General features: G+C 69.6%; 17 protein-coding genes and 6 pseudogenes. 7 read left to right on the forward strand and 16 right to left on the reverse strand.

Going from position 1 to position 24,251, the window contains the following annotated elements:
* Window positions 1-713 (reverse strand): alpha/beta fold hydrolase (locus ABZT06_RS46545; RefSeq protein WP_355755111.1); only part of this gene is annotated, 713 nt, incomplete at its 3' end.
* 370 nt (window positions 714-1,083) lie between these two features.
* Here ABZT06_RS46545 and ABZT06_RS46550 point away from each other — a divergent pair.
* Both ABZT06_RS46550 and ABZT06_RS46555 read left to right on the forward strand, forming a co-directional pair.
* Window positions 1,084-1,269: pseudogene (locus tag ABZT06_RS46550) on the forward strand (DUF317 domain-containing protein); the annotation flags it as partial.
* Window positions 1,270-1,696: 427 nt separating this feature from the next.
* A pseudogene (locus ABZT06_RS46555) lies at window positions 1,697-1,867 on the forward strand (transposase); the annotation flags it as partial.
* A gap of 115 nt (window positions 1,868-1,982) precedes the next feature.
* On the opposite strand, the gene ABZT06_RS46560 reads toward ABZT06_RS46555, so the two are convergent.
* The 9 genes and pseudogenes from ABZT06_RS46560 to ABZT06_RS46600 all read right to left on the reverse strand — a co-directional run bounded on the left by ABZT06_RS46560 (window position 1,983) and on the right by ABZT06_RS46600 (window position 13,294).
* Window positions 1,983-4,115, reverse strand: a complete 2,133-nt coding sequence (locus tag ABZT06_RS46560; protein WP_355755113.1) for an alpha-galactosidase — start codon at window positions 4,113-4,115, stop codon at window positions 1,983-1,985.
* 104 nt (window positions 4,116-4,219) lie between these two features.
* Complete coding sequence (locus tag ABZT06_RS46565) at window positions 4,220-6,832, reverse strand: CBM35 domain-containing protein (protein ID WP_355755115.1); 2,613 nt, start codon at window positions 6,830-6,832, stop codon at window positions 4,220-4,222.
* A 128-nt stretch (window positions 6,833-6,960) separates the two neighbouring features.
* Entirely contained in the window at window positions 6,961-8,040 is a 1,080-nt protein-coding gene (locus tag ABZT06_RS46570; RefSeq protein WP_355755118.1) for a LacI family DNA-binding transcriptional regulator, read from the reverse strand.
* A 52-nt stretch (window positions 8,041-8,092) separates the two neighbouring features.
* A complete protein-coding gene (locus ABZT06_RS46575) occupies window positions 8,093-9,442 on the reverse strand; it encodes a sugar ABC transporter substrate-binding protein (RefSeq protein WP_355755120.1) in 1,350 nt (449 codons plus the stop codon).
* 118 nt (window positions 9,443-9,560) lie between these two features.
* A complete protein-coding gene (locus ABZT06_RS46580; RefSeq protein ID WP_355755122.1) occupies window positions 9,561-10,394 on the reverse strand; it encodes a carbohydrate ABC transporter permease in 834 nt (277 codons plus the stop codon).
* 14 nt (window positions 10,395-10,408) lie between these two features.
* Window positions 10,409-11,392, reverse strand: coding sequence for a sugar ABC transporter permease (locus ABZT06_RS46585; protein ID WP_355755124.1), 984 nt, complete (start codon window positions 11,390-11,392; stop codon window positions 10,409-10,411).
* Window positions 11,393-11,708: 316 nt separating this feature from the next.
* Window positions 11,709-12,065 (reverse strand): hypothetical protein, encoded by a 357-nt coding sequence (locus ABZT06_RS46590; protein ID WP_355755126.1) that lies wholly within the window; start codon window positions 12,063-12,065, stop codon window positions 11,709-11,711.
* Window positions 12,050-12,641 (reverse strand): annotated as a pseudogene (locus ABZT06_RS46595) (WYL domain-containing protein); the annotation flags it as partial. The pseudogene ABZT06_RS46595 and the gene ABZT06_RS46590, both read right to left, overlap by 16 nt.
* Window positions 12,635-13,294, reverse strand: coding sequence for a helix-turn-helix domain-containing protein (locus tag ABZT06_RS46600; RefSeq protein ID WP_355755128.1), 660 nt, complete (start codon window positions 13,292-13,294; stop codon window positions 12,635-12,637). The pseudogene ABZT06_RS46595 and the gene ABZT06_RS46600, both read right to left, overlap by 7 nt.
* Window positions 13,295-13,403: 109 nt before the next feature.
* On the opposite strand from ABZT06_RS46600, the gene ABZT06_RS46605 reads away from it, so the two are divergent.
* A complete protein-coding gene (locus ABZT06_RS46605; protein ID WP_355755131.1) occupies window positions 13,404-14,369 on the forward strand; it encodes an NAD(P)-dependent alcohol dehydrogenase in 966 nt (321 codons plus the stop codon).
* 21 nt (window positions 14,370-14,390) lie between these two features.
* Here the strand turns inward: ABZT06_RS46605 and ABZT06_RS46610 are convergent, their stop codons facing one another.
* Entirely contained in the window at window positions 14,391-14,537 is a 147-nt protein-coding gene (locus tag ABZT06_RS46610; RefSeq protein WP_020139222.1) for a hypothetical protein, read from the reverse strand.
* A 56-nt stretch (window positions 14,538-14,593) separates the two neighbouring features.
* Window positions 14,594-15,208, reverse strand: coding sequence for a TetR/AcrR family transcriptional regulator (locus tag ABZT06_RS46615; RefSeq protein WP_020139221.1), 615 nt, complete (start codon window positions 15,206-15,208; stop codon window positions 14,594-14,596).
* 49 nt (window positions 15,209-15,257) lie between these two features.
* Between ABZT06_RS46615 and ABZT06_RS46620 the strand changes: the two genes are divergently transcribed.
* On the forward strand, window positions 15,258-15,692 hold the full coding sequence (locus ABZT06_RS46620) for a VOC family protein (RefSeq protein WP_355755134.1): 435 nt from the start codon (window positions 15,258-15,260) through the stop codon (window positions 15,690-15,692).
* A gap of 50 nt (window positions 15,693-15,742) precedes the next feature.
* On the opposite strand, the pseudogene ABZT06_RS46625 reads toward ABZT06_RS46620, so the two are convergent.
* Window positions 15,743-16,617 (reverse strand): annotated as a pseudogene (locus tag ABZT06_RS46625) (IS5 family transposase).
* Window positions 16,618-17,283: 666 nt separating this feature from the next.
* On the opposite strand from ABZT06_RS46625, the pseudogene ABZT06_RS46630 reads away from it, so the two are divergent.
* Window positions 17,284-17,892, forward strand: a pseudogene (locus ABZT06_RS46630) (aldo/keto reductase); the annotation flags it as partial.
* A 38-nt stretch (window positions 17,893-17,930) separates the two neighbouring features.
* Here the strand turns inward: ABZT06_RS46630 and ABZT06_RS46635 are convergent.
* Window positions 17,931-19,144: pseudogene (locus tag ABZT06_RS46635) on the reverse strand (transposase).
* Between the two features lie 253 nt (window positions 19,145-19,397).
* On the opposite strand from ABZT06_RS46635, the gene ABZT06_RS46640 reads away from it, so the two are divergent.
* On the forward strand, window positions 19,398-20,003 hold the full coding sequence (locus ABZT06_RS46640; protein ID WP_355755136.1) for a transposase: 606 nt from the start codon (window positions 19,398-19,400) through the stop codon (window positions 20,001-20,003).
* Window positions 20,004-20,461: 458 nt separating this feature from the next.
* Here the strand turns inward: ABZT06_RS46640 and ABZT06_RS46645 are convergent, their stop codons facing one another.
* Both ABZT06_RS46645 and ABZT06_RS46650 read right to left on the reverse strand, forming a co-directional pair.
* Window positions 20,462-22,045 carry an amidohydrolase gene (locus tag ABZT06_RS46645; RefSeq protein WP_355755138.1) on the reverse strand — a complete coding sequence of 528 codons (1,584 nt, stop codon included), beginning with the start codon at window positions 22,043-22,045 and terminating at the stop codon, window positions 20,462-20,464.
* Window positions 22,032-23,474 carry an APC family permease gene (locus ABZT06_RS46650; RefSeq protein WP_355755141.1) on the reverse strand — a complete coding sequence of 481 codons (1,443 nt, stop codon included), beginning with the start codon at window positions 23,472-23,474 and terminating at the stop codon, window positions 22,032-22,034. Before ABZT06_RS46650 ends, ABZT06_RS46645 begins: the two co-directional genes overlap by 14 nt.
* Before the next feature lie 124 nt (window positions 23,475-23,598).
* On the opposite strand from ABZT06_RS46650, the gene ABZT06_RS46655 reads away from it, so the two are divergent.
* Complete coding sequence (locus ABZT06_RS46655) at window positions 23,599-24,213, forward strand: TetR/AcrR family transcriptional regulator C-terminal domain-containing protein (RefSeq protein ID WP_355755144.1); 615 nt, start codon at window positions 23,599-23,601, stop codon at window positions 24,211-24,213.
* Window positions 24,214-24,251: the final 38 nt, after the last annotated feature.

Raw genomic sequence — 24,251 nt, forward strand, 5'->3', positions numbered from 1 at the left:
AGCGGCGTGGGCGAGACGCGGCTGATGTAGCTGATCGGCTCGTACTCGCCGGCCATCTCCATCGAGCGCACCGTCACCTCGTTCTTCCAGTTGGGAGCGCGTTTGGCGGCCTCGGTGAACCACTCCCAGGCCCCCGCGTCGGGCATCATCGCCGGACCCGCCGGGTCGGGGCTGACCGCCGGCACCACGCCCGGCTCGCCGCCCGCGAAACGGTTCATCCGGTCGCCGTCGAGCATCCCGCGCAGGTGAGCCGCGAGGTCGGGTCGCACGGCGCGGATGGCCTGCCCGGCGCCCGAGACACCGGGCACCTGCGAGACGACGGCCCTGACGCGACGGTCGACGGCAGCCACCACGATGGACACGCCCCCGGTGTAGCTGGTTCCCCAGAGGCCGATCCTGCTCTCGTCGACATCGGGACGGGTCGTGGCGTACGAGATGGCGTGGCGCATGTCGCGCTGCTGCATCACCGGGTCCGCCTCCTGGCGGGGCGTCCCGTCACTGTCGCCGAAGTTGCGGTGGTCGTAGACGAGGGCGTTGAGACCGGCCGCCGCGAAGTAGGCGCCGAGGTCGTCGAGATACATCTCCTTGACCGCGGTCAGGCCGTGGGACACGACAATCGTGGCCGTAGGCCCTGACGCCCCGACTGCCGGGTAGAACCACCCGCGGAGAGTGACGCCACCCTCGCCCTGGAATTCGATGTCCTCACGCGTCATGGTGTCGGCCGCCTCGTGTCGTGATCGATGGAGATGTCCATCGTGGATCGCGCCGACGCGACCTCATAGAACGGAGGCGCCGGGTGGGGGGGTACACGGACGCCATCTGCGGCGACGACGTACTGCCCCGGCAGGTATGAATCACCCCGGGTAGGGACTACGGCCTGCCCCGAATTGAGTGCGCCACCGTCGGCGGTCGAGCAGTTCGACCTGCACGCAACCTGCACGCGACCTGCAACGATCAGCTGAGCGTTTCCGGAGCGACCTCCAGGCCGCCTACTGAGCAGCGCCAACGGATTTTCTTGGGGCCTCCCGAGGTGCACCCCGGGAGGCCGGCAAGCGGGCTGATAGCCCTCAACACGCACGACTTGACAGGGAACGCACCTGGTCAGACGGAACCACCCACGCGATCCACGAATCGCAGACCCTGCGCATCGAGCGGGTCCACGAAGCCCACCCCCGCGAGACCGCTTGGACCGTGGCCGCGTACGAGACGCCCGTCTCCGACCGCATGTGGCACCTGACGTCCACGGGCACTGCCCCCGCCCCCATCCTCCACGTCGGCTACTACTACACCGCCGAGTTGGTCCCTCTGCGTCTGGACCACGTCCTCGTGCACGGCCTGCCTGTGCACAACTACCGCACCCCGGACACCGGGCACCTGTCCGACCACCGCCCCGCCGCGCTCGACGTGGAAGTGGGAACAAGCGCATGACGTCGACGGTTCCCGCACCCGAGCCCGCCGAGCATGTCCGAGCCGGGGCTTCCGCCATACCCCATCTCTTCCCCGCGAGCGAGGTGGCGGCACCGTTACCGGGCCCGTCGGCACGGCGCGTGACCGTGCACGTGATCGGGCTGCTCGCTTCCCTTCTCCCCCTGGCCAGCGCGACGGCGATGGTCAGCGCCATGTACGGCGTCCCGTGGGGGCGACGCGAGGCCCTTGCTTGGTCGAACGGGAGCTGTGAACCCCGCAAGGTTTTCTAATCCCCGACGGCCTCCCCGCCTGGGACGAGCTGATCGCGATAACGGCTACAAGAACCTGCCGCTGGTCCACCAACCCGCTGGAGCGACTGAACCGGCAGGTCAAGCAGCGGGCCGACGTCGTCCAGGTCTTCCCCAACCCCGCCGCATCGGACCGGCTCGCCGCCGCGGTCTCGACGGCGTTGTTGACGAGCCCCCGCCCGCCGCGCGCCTCTTCTGCCCGGCCAGGCCACGCGCGATTGCCGGGCATAGCTCGATCGCTGACACCGTCGAGGTGGCGCGCCGTCGTCAGGCCGACTCGCGGACGAGGTGGACGAGTACGGAGGCATAGTCGTCCGCGGCGAGGTCCAGGGGCAGTCCGTGGCTGAGCAGGATGGCGCCATGGTGCACGATGTCAGTGGCCGTGTCGCGGTAGCGGGCGGCGGGGTCGAGTGCACGCAGGGGCAGGGCCGGGTCGTGGTGTCCGTAGCGCTGCGACCGTCGCAGGGCGATCACTGCGGCTTCCCGGCCGTCGGGGGCCAGGTACTGCACCGCGCTGAGCTCCCCGCCCCCGGGGGGCCGCAGCCGGTGCTGCTCGCCGAGCTGCACGAGGTGCCGTACGCGCTTGTAGGCGGCGACGAGTTCGGCCGCGCGAGTATGTTCGGCCTCGCTCCACCGGTTCAGGTCGCCGCCGATGCCCATGACACCGTTCATGGCGACGTGGAAGCGGAAGTCGAGGGGCACGCTGCGCCCGGTGTAGGGGTTGGGGCTGTCGGTGACCCAGGCTCCCATGACCCGGGCCGGGTAGAGCTGGGAGAAGCCGTGCTGGATGTCGATGCGGTCCAGCGCGTCGGTGTTGTCGGAGGTCCACACCTGGTCGGTGCGGGCGAGGATGCCGAGGTCGAGGCGGCCGCCGCCGCTGCTGCACGTTTCGATGCGCAGGTCCGGGTGGTCGGCGCGCAGCCGGTCGAGCAGGGCGTAGAGGTGGTGTATGTGGTCGATCCACAGCCGGTCGGGGTCGCCGTCGGCGTCGGGCCAACCGGCCTCCGTGAAGGGGCGGTTCATATCCCATTTGAGGAAGTCGACGGCGTTCTTCGACAGCAGCTCGTCGAGCCTGTCGTGCAGCCAGGCGGCCACATCGGGGCGGGCGAGGTTGAGCACCAGTTGGTTGCGGTGCTCGGTGCGGCGGCGGTGCGGGTGGTGGAGCACCCAGTCGGGGTGGGCGCGGTACAGGTCGCTGTCGGGGTTGACCATCTCGGGCTCCACCCACAGGCCGAACTGCATGCCCAGGTCGTGCACCCGGTCGATCAGCGGGGTGAGGCCGTCGGGGAAGCGGCTCGGGTTGGGGGCCCAGTCGCCGAGACCGGCGGCGTCATGGGTGCGGGCGCCGAACCAGCCGTCGTCCATCACAAACAGCTCGGCACCGAGCGCCGCGGCCTTCTCGGCCAGCGCGATCTGACCGGTGACGTCGATGTCGAACTCAGTCGCCTCCCAGGAGTTGTAGAGCACCGGCCGCAGCTCCTCCGGGTGCGGCAGCACATGGTCCAGGACGTGCCGGTGCCACAGACGGGACGCGGCTCCGAAGCCGCCTTCGGTGTACGCCCCCGCGCAGACCGGGGTGGCCAGCTCCCCGCCCGGCGGCAGCTCCCAGGTGACCGGGTCGTGGCCGAAGCCCGCGGACAGGGTGACCCGTTCGGTGGGCAGCCGCTGGGCGGTCAGCCGCCAGCTGCCGCTCCAGGCGAGGGCGCACGACCAGACGGCGCCTTGGACCTCGTCGGCTGCGCCGTCGTCGATCATGGCCCACGGGTTGCTCTGGTGTCCGGTGGTGCCGCGGCGGCTGGTGAGGACGGTCTCGCCGTAGGGCAGCGGGGTCCGGTTCAGCTGGGTCTCGGCGTTCCACTGCCCCCGCACCTGGCTCAGGCGGTACTCGCGCAGCCTTGGCAGTACCCAGGTGGCGGAGTCGGCGCGCACGACCGTGATGGCGCCGTCGGTCTCGCTGCCGGTGTGACGCAGGACGAGGTGGCGTTCGATGACATCGGTGCCTGTGCGCAGACGGTAGTGGGTCTCGAGGGTGAGCGGGTAGTACCGGTCGGTGAACCGCAGCATCAGCTCTGTGCCGTCCTCGTGTTCGATCACCTCCTGGCCGGCCGGGTGTGGTTCGAGGTCGCGGACGCCGTCTGGGAAGCGGATCTGGACGCCCGCGTGGGCGTAGCGCATGGCGCCGGCGGTGTCGAGGTCGAGGGTGCCGTCGGCGGGGTCCTCGAAGGAGCGGCGGCCGGGCCGCGGGTACCGGAGCAGGGAGACGGCCTGTTCGAGGGTGAGGCGTGGTCCCCAGTGCAGGCCGTGCAGTCGGTCGGCGTCGTCGAGGTGCAGCACGTAGCTGGAGCCGGGTCCGGACAGGACCCACAGCCGGTGCTCGGGGTCGTGGGCGATGTTCGGCATGGCGGCCTTTCGGGCGGAGGCGGTCGAGCGGCGGGAGTACGGCGGCACTCAGGGGTACGGGGCCACCGCCGGGCTCGGCGGCGGCCCCTGGGGGGGTGGAACGGTCAGCCGTTCACCGGGGCGACCTCGATGTAGTCGATGTCGGGTGCGTAGGCGGTGGAGTTGGAGATCTTCAGGGAGTTCGTTCCGGAGTTGAGGGTGACGGTGGTCCCCAGTGCCCAGAAGTCGCTCCAGCTGTAGGTGTTGCGGAGGGTCAGCGTGGCCGGGGTGCCTCCGTTCACGGTCAGCTGCGCGGTGCGGGACTCGAGGTTGGTGTTGTAGTTGCCGGTGCCGGACCGGTCGTTGTTCGCGTAGTGGATCACGACGGCGTACCGGCCGGCGGCGGGGGCGCTGACGTTTGCGAAGGTCAGCGTGTTGCCGTTGCCGTTGCCGACATAGCCGACGTCCTTGCCGCCGGAGGCCCACACGTTCGACTGGACCTTGGCCGCGCCGGCGAGGGTGCCGGTCTCGGCCTCGTACTTGGTGACGCCGGTGGTGTCACCGGAGCCGCCCACCTTGAGGTCCCGCAGGGTGACCGTGGCGCCCGTGTTCGGGCTGACCGCGATCCGGTTGATGCCGGCGATCAGGTACAGGCGGTTGCTCGCGGTGGCCGAGGCCCCGCTGGTGTTGGCCAGGGTGGCCACGGTGGTGCCGTTCAGGGAGAGGGCGGCGGTCCCGCCGGATGAGGCGTAGTCGGTCTTGACGGTGTAGTAGCCGTCGGTGGGCGCGTAGGCGTCGAAGGTGGTCTTGTCCCCGGAGCCCAGGACGACGGCGCCGGTGCCCGTCTCGCCGATGTCGCTGTACGAGTACGACGGGCTGCCGGTGGTGTCGGCGAACGTGGCCTCGTAGGCGGTCTCCGGGTTGCTCTGGGCGGCCGCCAGGTCGATCTTGTCCAGGGTGGCTTCACCGGCGCCGGTGCCCAGGGTGGCGTCGGACTTGGCCAGCGAGATCGTGTGGCTGCCCGCGCTCAGCGTCACCGGCACGGTGACCGTGGAGTGGTACTCGTTGTTCAGGGTGGACGGGTAGGTCACCCACTTCGGGCCGGCGCCGTCGATCCGCAGCGCCTGCTGCGCCGGGGTGCCGGACTGGTTGCCGTAGAAGACCCGCAGGTTGTACGTGCCGGACGACGGGGCGTTCACCGAGAAGGCCACCTGGCTGGTCGCCTGGTTCAGGCCGGTGACGTCCTTGGTGCCCGAGGTGGCGTACTTCTGGGCCGCGCCGTTGCTGCCCTCGGTGCTGATCGCTCCGCTCGTGACGGCGGCGTTCTCGGCCTCGTACGAGGCGCTCCACGGCAGGGTGGGCGTGGCGGCGGTGCCGCCGCCGTTCGGGGTGACCGTGATGCGGTAGGCCGACATGGCGTTCAGGCCGGTCAGCGGGACGGTGACGGAGCCGCCGGAGGGGGTGAAGGCGGCGCGGGAGATGGTCTGCGGCGGCGCGGACGCGCCGTCGTAGCCGCTCCAGCCCAGGGCCTGGACGGTGACCTCGACCTTGCTGCCGAAGGTGGCGGAGGGAATGTTGTTGATCACCACGTTGGTGTCGGTGGCCGACCCGCCGAGGAGCACCTGGGCCTGCTTGCGGCTGGTGTCGAGGGAGGCCATGCCCTGGAGGGTGTCCTGGACGTCGACCTGCGGTGGTGTCGCCTTGACCGTCTGCCCGGTCATACCGGCGTACGAATGCCAGAACCACCACGCGCCGTTGGGGCTGTTGGTGCGGGCCGTGTTGCCGTCCATGTTGCCGGCCGCGTCCCAGTAGGGCTGCTGACCGTAGGCCTTGGTGTCCTCGAACATCGTGGCCCACTGCACCATCTGCCCGGGCACCGACATGTCGCGCCGGTTGGCGTACTCGTCGATGTTGACGGTGATCGGGCTGATGCCGCGGGCGCTCTCCAGGGCGCGGTACGCCGAGTAGTGCCCGCGGTAGGCGGAGAGGGAGCCGGGGCTCAGCTCGTGCCAGGTGAACACGTCCGGCAGCTGGTTCTTGGACTTGGCGTAGGTCAGGAAGTCGCCGAAGAACTGGGTGTAGTAGCCGGTGGTGTTGGGCCCGCCTATCTTCGCGCCCGGGAGATCGGTCCGGATCCGGTCGTAGACGGTGCTCCAGTCGGACTCGAACTTGGTCAGGGCGTTCTGGTAGGTGGTGGCGTCGCTGCTCTTGAGGCCGGTGTACCAGTTGCCGTCGGGCTCGTTGAAGGGGACGAAGACGACCTTGTCCGCGTACGAGGTCCCCTTGATCGCGTTGACCGCGGCGTCGACCTTGGTGAGGTAGTCGGCCATGCCGAGGTTCTGGTACGGCCAGGCCGAGTACTCGTCCTGGATGTTGGTGTACATCGTGCCGCCGCCGTTGCGGAAGAACGAGGGGGCCACGTCCAGGATGTCGCCGTTGGGGTGCTGGGCGCCGTTCGGGGGCTTCTGTGATCCGGTCGTCAGCTTCAGGGGCGCCAGCAGGTTGTCGCTGGGGACGCCGTCGTCGCTCTGCCCGTAGAGGGCGCCGTTCGAGCCGTGCAGGACGGTGCCGGTGGTGGTGCCGAGGTCGACGGTGAAGGTCTGAGAGGCGGCCTGGGCGGTCTGCGGGAAGGCGAGCGCCGTGCCGACCAGGGCCGTGACGGCGAGGAGCGCGCTGGTGAACTTCGCTCTGGTGTGCCTGGGCGGCACAGCGCCCGGCGTGCGGGTGTCGAGGGACATGGGGACCTGGCTTTCTCCTCCCGCGGCACTGCGGGAGGACGGATCGGGGAACGGGATGTTATCGCTCACATCCCCCGCAGATGGAGCGGTATGAAGTGGTATAAGTCACATTGGTCCGGCGGAAACCGTCAGGCGGGGCGGTGCGGCGCCGGGCCGGTGCTCTCGCGAACGATCAGGTCGGGTTCGGCCCACAGCGGTGGTGCCGGGGTGTTGTCCGGGTCGAGCAGCCGGTGCAGCATCCCGAAGGCGCCGCGCCCCAGCCCTTCGAAGTCCAGCCGTACCGTGGTCAGGGTGGGGTGGGTGTACGCGGCGTACGGAGCGTCGTCGAAACCCATGACGCTGAGGTCGCCTGGCACGTCTCGGCCCGCCTCGCGGGCCGCCCGGAGCACACCGAGTGCGAGGTCGTCGTTGCCGCACAGTACTGCCGTGACCTGCGGATCGGCGACCATGCTACGGGCGGCCAGATACCCGGATCGCGGGCTCCAGCCGCCCTCCAGCGGCTCGGGGACGGAACGGCCGGCGCCGGTGAGCGCGTCCCGCCAGCCCTCGGCGCGCTGACCGACGCGGGTCGTGGTGGACGGGATCGTCATGTAGTGGACGGTCCGGTGGCCGAGGCCGAGCAGGTAGCGGGTGGCCTGGGCCGCCGCCGCCCGGTCGTCGAGCCAGGCTTCGGGTCTGCCGGTCCGCCCGGCGTCCCGCGGCCGCTCCACCACGGCGGCCGCGGGGAAGTCGGCGGGCAGCGCCTGCCAGACCCGTTCGCCGGCTGCGTTGAAGGCGATCACCAGGACGGGTTCCCCGGGGCGGGCGAGCCGGCCGGCGATGTCGTCGGGCGTCAGCGGGGAGGCTTCGTCCAGGACACTGACCGATACGGCGAAGCCGGCTGTCCGGGCCGCCTCCTCTATGCCCCGCAGTGCAAGGGCGGCACCGTACAGGGTGGTGTCCGAGGTGAGCACCGTCACCGAGCGCACCACTCCCCCGGCCAGTGCCCGGGCGAGCCGGTTGGGCTTGTAGCCCAGCTCGTCGATGACCTGCAGCACCCGTTCCCGGGTGGCCTTGGCAACCCTCGGGCGGCGGTTGATCACGCGGGAGACGGTCTGGTGGGACACCCCGGCCGCCTTGGCGACGTCGAAGATGCTGACGGACCGCTGCCGGTCGGCGCCGTCCTTGGACGGCTCCTCGTCGTGGCGGGCCGGGGTGTGGTCCTGCATGTCCGTGGACTCCTGGTGGATCGTCGGTCGAGGCACGTGCTGCCGGCGGCGGCTACTTGATCGCCGCGTTGGACTCCTCGTTGACGGAGTCGGCCGCCGCCGTGGGGGTCTGCTGGCCCAGCCACACCTGGTTGAAGGCGTCCTGCACCTTGACGTTGTACGTCGCCGAGGACGTGGTCAGCGGATAGCCGACGGTCGTGCCCTCGGCCTCCTTGGAGAAGGCGCTGACGTCCACACCCCGCTTCTGCCAGACGGCCACGTAGTCCTTGTTGAGCGTGGGGATGCCCGGCCACACCGACCCCTCGGAGACGATGATCTTCTGGGACTCCTCCGACCCGAGCCACTTCACCAGTTCCCACGCCTCCTTGGGGTGCTTGCTGCCCGCGTACAGGGCGTTGCTGAGCCCGTTGTACACCGTGCCCTTGCCCACCGGCCCACTGGGCAGCTCCGCGACGCCGAAGTTCCCCTTCATCGAGCTCTGGTAGGCGTTGAGGTCCCAGCTGCCGTCCCACACCACGGCCGCCTGCTTGCGGGCCATGACCTGCGGCAGGGACGCCCCGTTGGGCGGGTTGGTGACGGAGGCCGGCACCGCCACGTGGTACTTCAGCCGCAGGTCCTGGACGAACTGGATGGCCTGCACGCACGACGGCTGGTTGATCGTCCACTTGCCCCACGCCTTGTCCTGGAGCTTGCAGCCGTTCTGCACCGCCGCGTCCCACCAGTCGGTCTGGCCGTTGGCCGACCCGAGGGCGAGACCGTACTGCTTGACGTGCTTGCCGTCGAAGCCCGGCTCGTTCGGGTGCTTGCCGTTCGTGTCGATGGTCAGCTTCTGCAGCGCCTTGACGAAACTGCCGCCGTCGGTGGTGTTCCAGGACAGGCCGCTGAGCTGATCCTGCGTCAGCCCCGCCTTTTCAAGCATGGCCTTGTTGTAGATCTGGGCGATGGTGTCCCAGTCCTTGGGCAGGCCGTACTGCTTGCCGTCCTGTTGCCAGCCCGTCAGCAGCTTGGAGTCGTAGACCGACGTGTTCAGCTTGTCGGCCTTGATGTACGGGGTGAGGTCGGTGAGGACGTTCTGCTGAGCGAACTGCGGGAAGTACGCCACGTGGTCCCAGAAGACATCGGGCGCGGTGCGGCCCGCCATCTGGGTCTGCAGCTTGCTCCAGTACTGCGCCCAGGCGTTGAGCTCGATCTTGACCTTGATGTTCGGGTGCTGCTTCTCGAACGCGGAGATCGACTTCTGCAGCGCCGGCTCCTGGACCGCGTCCCAGATGGCGTACCGCAGGGTGACGGTACCGCCGGACGAGGAGGTGTCAGAGCCGGACGAGCCGCAGGCGGTGGTGAGGCAGAGCAGGAGTGCGCCGGTGGCGGTGGCGGCCAGGACTCTTCTGGAGGAAGCGGACATGGTTGGGCGTCCCTTTCGGTGCGGGCGGTGCGAGGTGGTGCGGGGGGAATCGGGGGGGGGCCGATGGGCGGTGACGTCTTCGGTGGACGCGGACCGCTCGGCCGCGGCGGCGGACGGCCTACTTGAGGCCGGTCAGCGCGATGGAGCGCACGATGTGCCGCTGGAACAGAAGGAACACCGCGATCAGGGGAAGCAGGGCGAGGGCCGCTCCGGCCAGCACGATGTGCGGCAGGTCGGAGACGTGTTCGCCCTGGAGGGCGGAGATGCCCACGGTGATCACCCGGGTCCGGTCGCTGTTGGTGATGATCAGAGGCCAGATCAGGTTGTTCCAGGTGTTGACGAACGTGATGATCGCGAGGGTGGCGAGGATCGGACGGCTCAGCGGCAACATGATCCGCACCAGGATGGTCCAGGTGTTCGCCCCGTCGATGCGGGCGGCGGCCTCCAGGTCCTTGGGGATGGTGCGGAAGTGCTGGCGTACCAGGAAGACGCCGTACGGGGTGCCGAAGACGGTGGGCAGGATCAGACCCGCGTAGGTGTCCACCAGGCCGAGTTCACGCATCATCAGGAACAGCGGCACGAGCGTGATCATCTGGGGCACCATCATCGTGGCGAGGTATCCCCAGAAGAGCCAGTCGCGCCCCGGGAACTCCATCCGGGCGAGCGCGTAGGCCCCCAGCGAGCTGAACACCACCTGGCCGGCGGTGACGACGACCGCCACGATCAGGGTGTGCAGCAGGAAGGAGGACATCCCGTACTGGCCCCACACGGCACTGAAGTTGGCGAAGGTGGCCGGATGCGCGGGGGCCCAGGCGTCGGTGGACAGCAGGTCCGACGGCCGCTTGAGCGCGCCGTTCAGCGTCAGCAGGTACGGGGCGACGGACAGCAGCGCTCCGGCGGCGAGGATCCCGTACAGCGTCGTTCTGCGGACGGCGGTGGAGAGAGAAGACATGATCGTGGCCGTCCTCAGCTGAAGTCGTAGATGGTGCGCTTGCGGAAGTACAGGAGCTGGACGGCCGTCACCAGCAGGATCACGGCGAACAGCAGCATCGCCAGCGCCGAGGCGTAGCCGGTGCGGAACAGCTGGAACGCCTGCTGGTAGATGTGGTAGTTCATCGTGTCCGTCGACCCGCCGGGGCCGCCCTGGGTCATCACGTAGACGGTGTCGAACATCTGGAACGACCCGATCGTGTTGGTCACCAGCACGAAGAACATCGACGGGCGCAGCAGCGGCAACGTGATCCGGAAGAAGCGCTGCACGGTGCCGGCCCCGTCCAGGTCGGCCGCCTCGTAGAGCGATTCGGGGATGGACTGGAGGCCCGCCAGCAGGAACAGCATGGTGTAGCCCGTGTACTGCCAGATGTTGACCGACGCCAGCACCGGCATCGCCCAACCGGTGGACGACAGCCACGCCGGGCCGTCCACACCGAACAGGGCCAGGAACTGGTTGACCACGCCGTGCTGCGGGTCGAACGCCCAGCTCCAGACGATGCCGAGGGCCACCGGCATGGCCATCCACGGCAGGACGAACAGCACCCGCAACACCTTGAGGCCCTGCAGCTTCCGGTTCATCGCGAGGGCGAGCAGCAGCGCGAGCACGGTCTGCGCGGGGATGTTCAGCAGTACGTAGTACACGGTGTTGCGCATCGCGCGCCACACCTCGCTGTCGCCCATCATCTCGCGGTAGTTCGCCAGCCCTACGAAGCGCGGGGTGCCCATCAGGTTCCAGTCGAAGAAACTGATGACGACGACCCCGACGATGGGCGCCACGAGGAACATCAGGAGCCCGGCGAGACTCGGCGCGAGAAGCAGGTACGCCTCCAGGGTGGCGCGGATCCGGCCCCGCCTGCGGCGGTGCCCAGCCGTGGACGACGGCGGGGGTCCGGTCGGGTGACGGCGGCTGCCGTCACTCCCCGGAGAGGACTTGGTATCAGGAATGTTATCGATCACACTTACGCTCCGTCGGGCGGCTCGTCCGGTGCAGCTGGGACACCGGCCGGAAAAGCATGGGGAAGCAGAATCCCCTGGAGGTGGGGCTCACGACGCGGCTGCGCGATGCTGCGCTGCTGGATGTGAGTGAAGTGTTAGCGCTAACGCATCACTCGTCAAGAGGTGTCGTGAGGATTCCTCGCGACGGACTTCGAATGGGGATCCGCCAACCCCGGCATGGTCCACGAAGGAAGCCGCGCCCCACGGCCGGGAAGAACCGCGCTCATCCCGGAGCCCGGCGCCACGACTCCCGCTGCGCTCCGCTCCAACCTCATGGTCACCTGCGGGCGTAGGGACCGGGCGGTATCAGGGCGGGGTCGTCGGTGTCGATGTCGATGTCGATGTCGACCCAGCCGATGTCGGGGATCGGGGCCGCCTCGACGGTCCTGCTGAGGGCAGTGGCCCGGTCGGGCCAGCGGTGGGTGCCGATCTCCGCTTTCAGTAGCGCGAAGAAGCTCTCGGCGGCGGCATTGTCGTAGCACGAGCCGGTTCGTCCCACGCTCTGCCGCAGCCCCAGCCGGCGTACTTCACGGCGGAGTTCGTCAGCGGGGTACTTCGCTCCGCGGTCCGAGTGCACGATGCAGCCGGGCTGGAGGTCGCTGCGGCCAACGGCCACCGTCAGTGCGTCGACCACCAGGTTTTTCGAAGGCCGATGCAGTTGCTGAGGCGGCCACTGTCCTTAAAGCGGGCGGCGAGGTCACCGCATGCGGTGGCCAGTCGGGGTGGGGTGATGACTTCGATATCGGTGTCGAAGCGGCCGATGGCGGCGGCGAGTCCGGTCCATGACCAGGAGCCGAGGATGAGCCGGCAGTGACGGGAGCCGAGTTCCTCAACGATTCCGTCCCGGGTGAAGGGCGCGGCATCGGCGGCCGGGAGGCGGAGGATGACTTCGCCTTGGCAGGGCCAGTCGGTGGCGGTGCCGTCGTCGTTGCCGCGGAATCGGCTGGTGATGAAGGTGGAGACGGTGCCGCCGGGGAGGTCACGAGGGGGGAAGCGGGGGCCGGTGGGTGTGCGGGGCCGGATGCGGTCGACGCGGAAGGTACGCCAGTCCTCGCGGTGGTGGTCCCAGGCCACGAGGTACCAGCGATGACGCCAGGTGAGCCAGGTGGTGGGGTTGTACGCGGCGGACGTCATCGGCCGAGGTGCTTGGGGCGTAGTCGAAGCGCAGTTCCTGGCGGGCGTGGATGGCGCGGCTCAGGCCCATCAAGACCGGGTCTGTGTAGCGAGCGGAAGACTGCGCAGCGACAGTGCGCTCGGCGCTGGCAGCGCTCCGTGGGCCGCCTCGGCGCGGAACGACTGGAGCAAGTACGCCACCAGACGCCGGGACGCCGCGCGGTCACCTGGCAGTGCCGTGACCAGACCGCAGTGGGACAACAAGGCCACGGCAAGGTCGGAGGGGTGGAAGTCGGGCCTGAGCGCGCCCGCCGCCTGAGCCCTGCGGACCAGGATCATGAAGTCCCGCTCGGCCTGTTCCCGTAGCCGCGCGTGTTCTCGCGTACTGTCCGGAAAGGCCGCGACGAACGCGGCCGGGAAGCCCCGCTCCTCCCGTTGTAGTTCACAGACCGTCTCGACCAGTCGCTGGAAACCCTGCCACGGATCGGGGTCGGCCAGCGCCTGGGTGAGCGCCCGAGCACAGGCGTCCATCTGGTGCGCGAACGCGGCCCGCACCAGGGCGTCCCGCGTCGGGAAACGCCGGTACAGCGTCGCCACGCCGACCCCCGCCCGTCGGGCCACGGTCGCCATGGGCGCGTCGATGCCGTGCTCGGCGAAGACCACGCGGGCAGCCGAGAGGATGCGCCGCCGGTTGAGCCGGGCGTCCGCACGCAGACTGTCCTGCCCCGCGATCCGAGAGGATTCCCCCACCGCTGTCTCTCACCTCCGGTCAAATGGACGATCTCGTCCGCTTGCCAGCCTACGCTCGGCGCCACGATCCCCCCGCACGGCCACTGGTGGCGAAGGTGAGAACCCAACGATGGACGACCGCACGATGAAAGCCATACTGTTCGACCGCTTCGGCGGCCCCGAGGTGCTGTATGTGGGCCGGGTGCCACGTCCAAGACCGGCACCCGGCGAGGTCCTCGTGCGCGTGCGCGCGTTCAGCGTGAACGCCGGCGAAGTGGCGGCCCGTTCCGGTCGGGCCCGCCTCCTCACCGGCCGGAAGTTCCCGCAGCGCATCGGGCTGGACTTCACTGGCGAGATCGCCGCCCTCGGCACCCGCGCGACCGGCGTAGCGGTCGGCGATCAGGTGTGGGGCGTCCTGGGCCGCAGCTCCGGATTCGGCAGTGCTGCCGAGTACGTGACGGTACGGCCCGAGCGGCTCGGCCGGGCCCCGGACAGGCTGGACCTCGTGGCGGCCGCCGCGCTGCCGGTGGCCACCACGGCCATCACGGCCCTCCGCGACAAGGCCGCACTGCGCGCGGGCGAACGGCTGCTCGTACGGGGCGCGACGGGCGGCGTCGGCAACGCCGCCGTCCAGCTCGGACAGGCGTACGGCGCCGAGGTCACGGCCCTGGCCCGCGCTGCCAACCTCGACTTCGTCCGCATGCTCGGCGCCCACCACGCCGTCGACCACCAGGCCGTGTTCCCCGCGGAACTGGGACGGTTCGACGTGGTCCTCGACACGGCGGGCACCGACCTGCGTAGCCTACGGCGGCTGCTGAAGCCTGGCGGACGCATGGTCACCATCGCCCTCGACCTGACGCGGCCCGCCGCCTCGCTGGGCTACATCGCGGCCAGCGCCGTCCACGGCCGCGGCCGGGTGCGCTTCTTCAGCGGCAACCCCCAACGTGCGCTCTTCGACGACCTCGCCCGCCAGGTGACGGAGGGGAAGCTGCGGCCGGCGGTGGACACGGTCTTCCCGCTGGAAGAGACAGCGGCGGCACACCGGGCGTTGGAGGCGGGCGGGGTGCGGGGCAAGTACGTGGTCAGGGTCGACTAGGGCCTGTTGTGAAAATGCTGGTCACAGCCATTCGTTGATGGCTGCGATCAGCACTGTCGCTTCGTAGCGGACGGCGAGTTTTTCGATTGGCGCGTCCCTGGACGCGGACCGCACCGCGGCCACGATCGTGGCCGCCATCCAGGGCGGGGCGGTGATCCTGATGCCCACCGGCCGGATCGCCCACCTCGAAGCCGCACTCGACACCGTGATGGCCTTTCTCCGGACTACCGCCCCACAGGGGCGGCCCCGGCGGCGATGTCCCGGGCGGTTCGGGCCGCCCTGTCCGCGGTGGCGTCCAACGCCTGACCGGAGACGCCGAACAGCCCCTGCCGCAGGAAGACGGCAATGCCGTGGGCTGCGGAGGCGACGCGCAGCAGCAGGTCGTAGGCGGTCTCATCGTCCGGCGTGAGACGGGTCGCGGCGGGCAGGAGGGTGCCGAGCAGCTCCTCGCCGGCGGCGGCGAGGCCCGGGTGCTCGGTCTTGTCCAGGCCGGCGGAGAAGGTGACGTCGAACAGGGCTCGGTCGTCCGCCGCGAAGCGGACGTAGGCCGCGGCGAACGCCGCCAACTGCTCGACCGGGTCCGCGGAGCCGGCCATGGCCAGGGTGAAGCGCTCGCGCTGCTCGCGGTAGCCGCGTTCGGCCAGGACAGCGAGCAGGGCGTCGCGGTCGGCGAAGTGCTTGTACGGCGCGGCGACACTGACCCCGGCTCGGCGGCTGGCCTCGGCCAGCGTGAAGCCGTGGGGCCCGCGCTCGGCGACCAGCGCGAGCGCCGCCTCCTCCAGGGCCCGCCGCAGGTCGCCATGGTGCTGGCCGGTGCGCCGCTTGACAGGGTGGGTCACACCCGTAAGGTTAACAACATTCACCAGGTGAACGGTATTAACCTCGGAGGTGCTCGCCTTGCCGACCCCTACAGCCCGCTTTCATCACGTCAGCCTGTCCGTGGCCGACCTCGACGCCCTGGAGCGCTGGTACGGCGCCGCACTCGGCCTCGACCAGGTCGAGGAGCGCGTCGACCTGCCCGAGGCGGGCGTGCGCACCGCCGTCCTGTCGGACGGGCACAGCCTGCGTATCGAGCTGATCGAGCGCGAGGGCTCCCGGCAGGTGTCCCGTCCCGATCCCCTGTCCGCCGCGGGCGAGCGAACCTACGGCCACCTCGCCCTGCAAGTTGTGGACCTTGACGCGGTGTTCGCCCGTCTGACCGGCACCTTGGAGGCCGGAGCGGTGTCCGAACCCGGGCAGGGTGCCTCCGCCGGCATGCGCTTCGCCTACGTCCACGACCCGGAGGGCAACCTTCTCGAACTCATCGAGATCCGCGGCGGCTGAGCCGGGCCGGACCCGAAGGTTGCGGCCCGCCCCTGTTGTGAAAGTGCTGGTCACAGCCATTCGTTGATGGCTGCGATCAGCACTGTCGCTTCGTAGCGGACGGAGAGCTTGTCGTACCTCGTGGCGACGGCGCGGTGGCGCTTGAGGCGGTTGATCCCGCACTCGACCGCGTGCCGCTGCTTGTAGTCGTCCTTGTCGAACTTCGGCGGCCGACCGCCGCGTGAGCCGCGTTGTTCCCGATTGCGGACCCTGCCTGCCGGGATGGGGATCGTTGCCCTGATCCCGCGCCTGCGCAGGTAGGAACGGTTGCTGCGGGAGTCGTACGCCTTATCGGCTCTCACACGGTCCGGTCGCTTGCGCGGCCTGCCGAGGCCGAGCCGGGGCACCCGGATCGCTTCCAGGACAGCCTCGAACTGCGGCGAATCACCGCGCTGCCCGGCCGTGATCAACACCGCCAGAGGCTTCTGCCCCTGCTCGACCGCGAGGTGAATCTTGCTCGTCAGCCCGCCGCGCGAGCGTCCGAGTCCGTGGTCCGCAGGCTCGACGAAGACCCCGCCGGGCGGCTCCTTCTGGAGATCCCCCTTTTCACCGCTCCGGCCGCGTGCTGATGGGCCCGGCAGACGGTGGAATCCACGTTCACATCCCAGGTGATCAGGCCCTTGGCATCGGCCTCGGCCTGGAGCCGGGTCAAGATGCCGGCCCAGGTTCCGTCCCGCTGCCAGCGTCGGAAGAGGTCATATACCCGGTCCCACGGTCCATAGCACTCGGGCACGTCCCGCCAGGGAGCACCGGTGCGGGTCCGCCACCGTATGCCGTCTATCAGCTGCCGCCGTGTCCACACCTGCGGCCGACCCGGCTTGATACCCCGCGGCAGCAGCGGCTCAACGCGGGCCCACTGGCCGTTCGTCAGATCCCCACGTCCCATAGCACGTGATCATCAACCAACAAGATCCACTTTCGCAACAGGCCCTAGCCGTACTGCAGACGAGCCAGGCAGCAACAGCACCCGGCGGGAACGCCCGCCCGAGCGCACCTCTTCCCAAGGGGATGCCAGGCTACTTCTTCGAGCGCTTGAAGAAGGGCTGGCGCAGTGTGGTAGGGATCAGCTACAGGTCGGTGTGGCACTGGGGAAAGCGACGGCCTTCATCGTCCGGGATTGGCACAGGCGCGGGTTCATCGTCCTCGTCACCTTGCGCCCGCCAGGCCTCGTGCCTCTGTCCCAGCCGGGCTTTCGTGTCTGCTGCCGGGCGCGTTCCCGTTCCTGCTGTTCCTGACGTCGGCGTTCGGAGTCGCGGTGTGCCCAGGCGTCGTGGTGGTCCAGGTTGGCCAGGGCGTCGGTGAGGGTCGGCCCGATCCGCGGTGCCGGGGAAGGCAGGCGTGCAGCTCGCGCCGAGCGGCTACCGCGCCACCAGGACCGGAGCTCCGCCGGCACGTGTGGGGAGAAAGGCAGCCGACCCAGGACGTCGGTGATGTAGAGGATTCGCACTGACCTCTTCATTCGTCAATGTCGAGGAGACAGGCGCGCGGCCTGATGCGCGCTCACCCGACGTGACGGGAATTCCCTGTCACCTGCTCACTGCGGAGAACCAGCATGAAGATGCGCACACTCGGTCGAACCGGCATCCGTGTCAGTCCCTACTGCCTCGGCACCATGATGTTCGGTCCTGCCGGGAACCCGGATCCTGACGACTGCCGACGCATCGTGGACCGGGCCCTGGAAAGCGGGATCAACTTCATCGACACGTCGGACGTCTATGGCGGTGGCGAGACGGAGACGATCGTCGGGGAAGCCATCAGAGGCCGTCGGGACGAGGTCGTGCTGGCCACCAAGTTCACCGGTCCGATGGGCGAGGACCCGAACCGCCGGGGCGCGTCACGTCGATGGATCGTGACTGCCGTCGAGGAGTCCCTGCGCCGACTCGACGTGGATCACATCGATCTCTACCAGATCCACCACTTCGACCCCGAGACAGACCTGGACGAGACCCTCTCCGCCCTCACCGATCTGGTCACCAGCGGAAAGGTGCGGGCGATCGGCTCATCGAACTTCCCCGCATCGACGATCGTCGAGTCGCAGTGGATCTCCGAACGCCGCGGGTTCGCACGACTGCGAACCGAGCAGCCGACATACTCGATCCTCGCCCGTGGCATCGAGCGCGAGGTGCTGCCGGTGTGCGGCGAGTACGGCATGGGAGTGCTGACGTGACTCCTCCCCCGGCTGAAGCCGGGGGCTTCTCGCTATGCCTGGTTGGCGTTGCGACGGACCAGCCCGGCCCGTAGAACGTTGGTGGCACCCACGGTGTCGGCGTGGGCGGTGTGGCCGCAGGCGACGCAGTGGAACTTTCCCTGTGTGGGCCGGTTCTCCTTGGCGGTGTGCCCGCATTCGGGGCAGGTGCGGGAGGTGTTGCGGGGGTCCACGGCGATCACTTCCCGTCCGGCGCTTTCAGCCTTGGCATGCAGGATCGTCAGGAACACCCCCCAACCGGCATCGTTGATCGACGTGTTGAGCCCGGCCTTCGCGGCGGCCCCGTTGGGCAGGAACAAGCCTGCCCGGTCGGGGTCGGGTTTCGGTACGGGGGCCTTGCTCATGTTGCGGATCTTGAGGTCTTCGTGCGCGATCACATCGTGTGCGGGGACCAGGCCGAGGGCTGTTTTGTGGGCGTGGTCAAGGCGCTGGCGGCGCACCTTGCCGTGCAGTTCGGCGACTTTCTCCACAGCGCGCTGGTGGTTGGCGGTGCGGTCCTTGGCCTTGCGGCGCGGGAAGCGGGACAAGGTCTGCTGTGCGCCTTCGAGTTTCGCGGCGGCCTTGCGTCCGTGGCGCGGGTTGGGGACGAACCCGCCGTCCGAGTCGGCGAGGAAGTTCGCGATGCCCAGGTCGATGCCGACCACGCTGCCGGTCGCGGGCAGCGGTTCGGGCCGGTCCTGTTCAGCGGTCAGTACGACGAACCACTTTCGACCCTCACGCTTGACCGACACGGTCTTCACCCGGCCGGCCACCGGGCGGTGCTGGTTGACCTTCACATGCCCGACGCCCTGGAGACGGACCCGGGTTACGGGGTCGTGCGGGGTGGAGTTCCAGCGACAGCCGTCCCCGTCCTTGGGGAAGTCCACCGTGTCGAACCAGTTCACCCCGCGAAAACGCGGATAACCGGGCGTCTCACCGGACGTGACCCGGCGGAAGACGCGGCGAACGCCTTGTCGAGACGGCGCAGGGTGGCCTGCTGCGAGGAGAACGACCAGCGGCCCTGACGCTCAGGGTCGAACGCCCGGATCTCCTTGAGCTGAGCGGACTGCATCCCGTACTTGACGGATGTCTTCGAGACGTGGCGCCAGGCGTCACGGCGTTCCTGCAATGCGCCGTTGTAGAGGGAGCAGTGATCCCGCAGCATCTCTGCGAGTGCCTGGGCCTGGCGGACGGTGGGCCGCAGGAGGAACTTGTACGCACGGATCATCTCAGCCCACCCCCTCCGGTCGAGTTCGCTTGATCCGACTGACGGTCAGGCGATTCATCTGTGCGTCGGCAGACTGCCCGCGCCGGACGTTCGCGGAGCCGTTCTCCCAGCTGGCCGCCCCGTACGCCCGGTTCACCATGCGGCTCAACCGTGCTCTGGAACGGGTGGGACTCGCCCTGGCGGGGCGGGCCGGAGCTCGGCTGGCGGCCCAGCTCGGCTTCGGTGTGGGGCGGATGCCCTTGTTGCGAAGGTCATGGCATTGCCCGATCCGCAGTCCAGTACTCCATGGGTGCCGGGTGTGGACGACTTCGCGATCCGTCGTGGTCAGACCTACTCCACGGTCTTGACCAGCGTCGAAGACCATCGCGTGGTCGATGTGCTTCCGACCCGCGAGGGCGGACCGCTGGCCGCCTGGCTGATCCGCCACCCGGGCGTGGAGATCATCTGCCGGGACCGGGCGGGCGCCTACGCCGAGGGCGCCCGCCGCGGCGCCCCTGATGCCCTGCAGGTCGCTGACCGGTTCATCTGTGGCAGGGCCTCGGCCGGGCCGTGGAGACCTGCGTCGCCGCCCATCGCGACTGCCTGCGCAACCCGATGGCCAACGGCACGCCGCCGCATGACACCCCACCGGCTTCTGATCGGCCGCAGAGCGACGTGGAGCCGGCCGGTCGGCGAGCAGAGCGGAAGAAGGCCGCACATGCCCTGGTCCACGAGATGCTCGCCGAGGGGCACTCACGCCGGGCGGTCGCCCGGCACCTGGGCTGGGGCCTCAACACCGTGCTCCGATACGCGAACGCCCCACGTTGGCAGGACACCATCCGCGACAACGGCCCCGGCCCAGCAGACTGGACCCCTATAGCCCTACCTGGAGCGACGCTTCGCCGAGGGATGCACCAGCGTCACCCAACTCCACGGCGAGCTGGTCGCCGAGCAAGCTCCTGTCACTTACGGCCTGGTCCGCGCACACATCGCCACCTGGCGCGGGGGTCCGGCCGAGGCGCCGCCCCGACCGCCGACGGTGCGGCAGGTGACCGCCTGGCCCACCCCGCTCCCCACCGCCCTGACCGAGGAAGACCGGGCCGGCCTGAAGAACGTCCTGGCCCGCTGCCCCGAACTGGACACGGCCGCCGGACACGGCCGCGACTTCGGCGAGATGCTCACCGACCGCCTCGGCCGCGCCCCACACCCCCGAACCCCTCGGACAGGCTGCGATCCGCGTACCGCGGCTGCCTCACGCCCTCAGACCCGTGCCCACACGGGCCCGCCAAACCACGGGGAGGAGCGCAATCACGAAATCATCAGCTGGTGGATTCGGTGTCAGCCCGGGATCTGGTGTGTCACCACCCCGTCGAGCATGGTGAGCCTGATCGGGGCTTCGGCCAGCTCGTCGGGGGTTGCGGTCAGCGGGTCCACCATGAAGGCGGTGAGATCGGCTCGGTAACCGGGGGTGATTCGGCCGGACAGGTGGCTCTGCCCGCTGGCGTGGGCGGCGTGGCTGGTCATCCCCTCCAGGGCCATCTGCGCGGTGAGGCCCTGCGCCGGCAGCACGGGTTCGACGTCCGTCCCCGGCAGCCTGCGCAACTGAGCGGCGGCCAGCACCTGGCGCGGGTCGTAGTGGGCGATCGGCCAGTCCGAGCCGAGCACCAGGGTCGCGCCCGCGTCCCGCAGGTCCCGGCAGCACCAGGCCCGTTGGGCGCGCTCCGGGCCGACCCGGCCGGACCACTCGTCGCTGTGGTCGGCCCGGGTGTAGGCGGTGTGGCTGGGCTGCATGGACGCGGCCACGTCCAGCTCGGCGAACCGCCTGATCTGCTCCAGGGGGAGCGTCTCGATGTGCTCGATCCGGTGCCTGACCCCGCCTCTGGCCTTGGCGAGGGTGTCCAGGGCGTACCGGACGCCGGCGTCTCCGATGGCGTGGGTGACGCTCTGCATTCCGGCGCTGTCCAGGCGCAGCACGGCACGGCTGTAGTCGTCGGGGTCGCGCCAGAAGGAGTCAGTGCTCTCGCCGTGGCAGTCGGCGTGCTCCAGCCAGGCGGTGCCGCCCTCCACCGTTCCGTCGATGAAGAACTTCACGGCGTCGACGCTCCATCGGGGCCCTCGGGTGCCGCGCAGCGCGAGCAGGTGGTCGATCTGCTCATCGATGTCGCCTGGCATCGCCCAGGGGGCGATCCGCAGGCGCAGCGGCAGGTCCTCGATCCCGGCGATGAGCTCCAGTGCGTCGTCTCCGCCGTCCATCACATGGCCGCCGGTCAGCCCGACGGCAGCCATGGATTGCAGCAACTCCCTTACCCGTGCCCGGCGTTCGGCCATGCCGGCGACCGGCATGACCTGGCGGACCAGGCTGATCGCACCGTCCTCCAGCAGATGGCCGGTGGGTCGGCCGCCCGCGTCGCAGACGATTCGCGAGCGGCTGGCGAACTCGCGCGGCCCGTCGATGCCGGCGGCGCGCAGCGCGGCGCCGTTGGCCAGGGCGGAGTGGGCGTCGTAGAGGACCAGGAGGGCCGGGATGTCGCCCAGGATGTCGTCGATCAGCACATTGCTGATCGGCCCGCCCTCGAAGGCATTGTGGTCCAGGCCGAAACCGGTGATCCAGGCGCCGCGTCGGGCCGTCCGCACTTCGGCGGCGAGGGCGGCGCGGAGGTCGGCGACCGTGCGGCAGTTGGAGAGGTCCAGGCCGGTGAAGCTGTCGCAGCCCAGCACGGGATGCATATGACCGTCCGTCAGGCCGGCAGTCAGGGTCGCCCCTCGGAGGTCGTGGACGACGGTGGACGCACCGCGCCACTGCGCCGTGTCGCCGACCGCGACAATCAGCCCGTCCTTGACGGCAACGCCGTCTGCGGTGGGAAGGGCGGGATCGAGGGTGTGCACCCGGGCCCCGATCAGAATGGCGTCAGCCGTGGGCATGTGCCTGCTCCTTCGTTTTCTGTGGCTCGGCGCCGATCCGGACGTAGCTCTCCGGCCGCCTGCGGCTCAGCCACCCCGTCAGGATGAGTCCGGCCACGACCGTCGCCGGGACGAGTCCGACCAGCACGGTGTTGACGTTGCCGGAGGCCCCGGTGAGGAGCGAGATCTTGGAGATCATCAGATAGAGGGCGGTGACCATGCCGATGGCGGCCAGCATCGGGGCGACGACGGTGCGCAGCAGCCCCTCGGCGTGCTCGATCCGGCGGAAGTAGACCGGCACCGCGACGGCCACCAGCACCTGCAGCAGCACCAGGCCGATCACGCCGGGGGTGTTCACCCAGATCAGCAGGTTGAGATAGGGGTCGAGACCGGCGATCGCGAAGCCGGCCACCACGACCACCGACAGTGCCGTCTGCAGCCCGCCGGCCAGGTAGGGCGAGCCGGTCCTCGGGTGGACGGTGGCGAGTCGGGCCGGGATCATGCCCTCGTGGGCGATGGCCTTGGTGTAACGGTTGATCGCGTTGTGGAAGGCCAGCAGCGAGGCCAGGGCGCTGCTGATGATCAGCACGTGCATGACGTCGGACGCCCAGCTGCCCACGTAGGTGTCCATCTCGGTGAAGAGCAGCCCGGCCGGGTCTTTGGCGGCGGCTGCCTGGACGTCGGCCGAGCCGAAGCCCTGGATCACGGCCCAGGCGATGAAGCTGTAGAAGGCGCCGAGGAAGGCGACGGCGACATAGGTCGCCCGGGGGATGGTGCGCTGCGGGTCGCGCGCCTCGGAACGGTAGATCACGGTCGACTCGAAGCCCATGAAGGCGGCGAAGGCGAACACCAGCAGCGAGCTGGTGGAGCCGTTGAAGACCTGCTTCGGCGCGTAGGACTGCAGGTCCAGGCCGTGCGCGCCGCCCTTGAGCAGTACCGCGACGGCCAGCACCACCAGGATGGCGGACTCGGCGACCATCAGCACGCCCAGGAGCTTGGCGCCGAAGTCGATGCTGCGGTAGCCGGCGAACCAGACCAGCCCGACCCCGGCCAGCGCATACCAGGGCCACGGGATGTCCACGCCCGCGAGCGACTGGACCGTGCTCTCCGCGGCGCTGCCGAGCAGTCCGTATATGCCGATCTGCACCGCGTTGTAGGACATCAGGGCGAGCACGGCGGCGGAGACTCCGGCTGGGCGGCCCAGGCCCTTGGTGATGTAGGCGTAGAAGGCACCCGCGTTGGTGACATGCCGGGACATGGTGGTGAATCCGACTGCGAAGACCGTCAGGACGAGGCCGCCGAGCAGGTAGGCCGAGGGCGCACCGACTCCGCCGACCAGGATCGCGTAGGGGGCGACCCCGGCAAGGACCATGAGCGGCGCGGCCGCGGAGATCACGAAGAACGCGATGCCGGCCGTCCCGAGCGCCCCGCGGCGCAGTTCCGTCTCCATATGAGCAGCCTTCCATGGGGGACCACACGAGGATTAACCTAAACCGATTAGGTTTAGGTTTCCGGTAATATAGCCCCAGCAGCGGCGCAAACCAAGTGGCATTCATCACACGAGGAGACAGCGGGTGGCACGGCCCCGAAAGGCACTGCTCGACCTGGACCGGATCGCGGACACCGCGCTGGAGCTGGTCGACGAGACCGGGGACTTCACCGTCCCGGAGATCGCCCGACGACTCGGCGTGCAGACCGCGTCCGTCTACCACCACGTGGACGGGCGGCCCGGCATCGTCGAACTGCTGCGGGCCAGGGTCGGCACCGAGATCGACGCCACCCTGCTGGAGGGGCGGCCGTGGGAGTCCGCCCTGCGCGCCTTCGCCTACTCCTACCGGGCCGCGTTCGCCGCGCATCCGCACCTGATTCGGTTGCTCACCGGCGAGCCGGTCCGCGCCCCTTCGGTGGTGGCGGTGTACGAGCGGATGGTCGTGCTGATGGAGGAGGCAGGCTTCGCGCCCGAGGCGGTGATGGTGACGCTCACCGCGTTCGAGAACCTCCTCTTCGGAGCGGCGCTCGACCTGGCCGCACCCGAAGTCATGTGGACGGTGCCGGCCGAGGTATCGGCCCCTCGGCTGGCTGCCGCGCTGGCCGCGCAACCCACCGGCACCGGCCGCGCCGACCGGGCCTTCGAATTCGCGATCAACGTCCTCATCGACGGCTTCAGCCGACTGCTGAAGCAGGATTGACGGACCTGCCCTCCCGTTCCCGTGAGCCTCGCGCGGCC

The sequence above is a fragment of the Streptomyces sp. NPDC005483 genome, assembly GCF_040606035.1.
Lineage (GTDB): Bacteria > Actinomycetota > Actinomycetes > Streptomycetales > Streptomycetaceae > Streptomyces.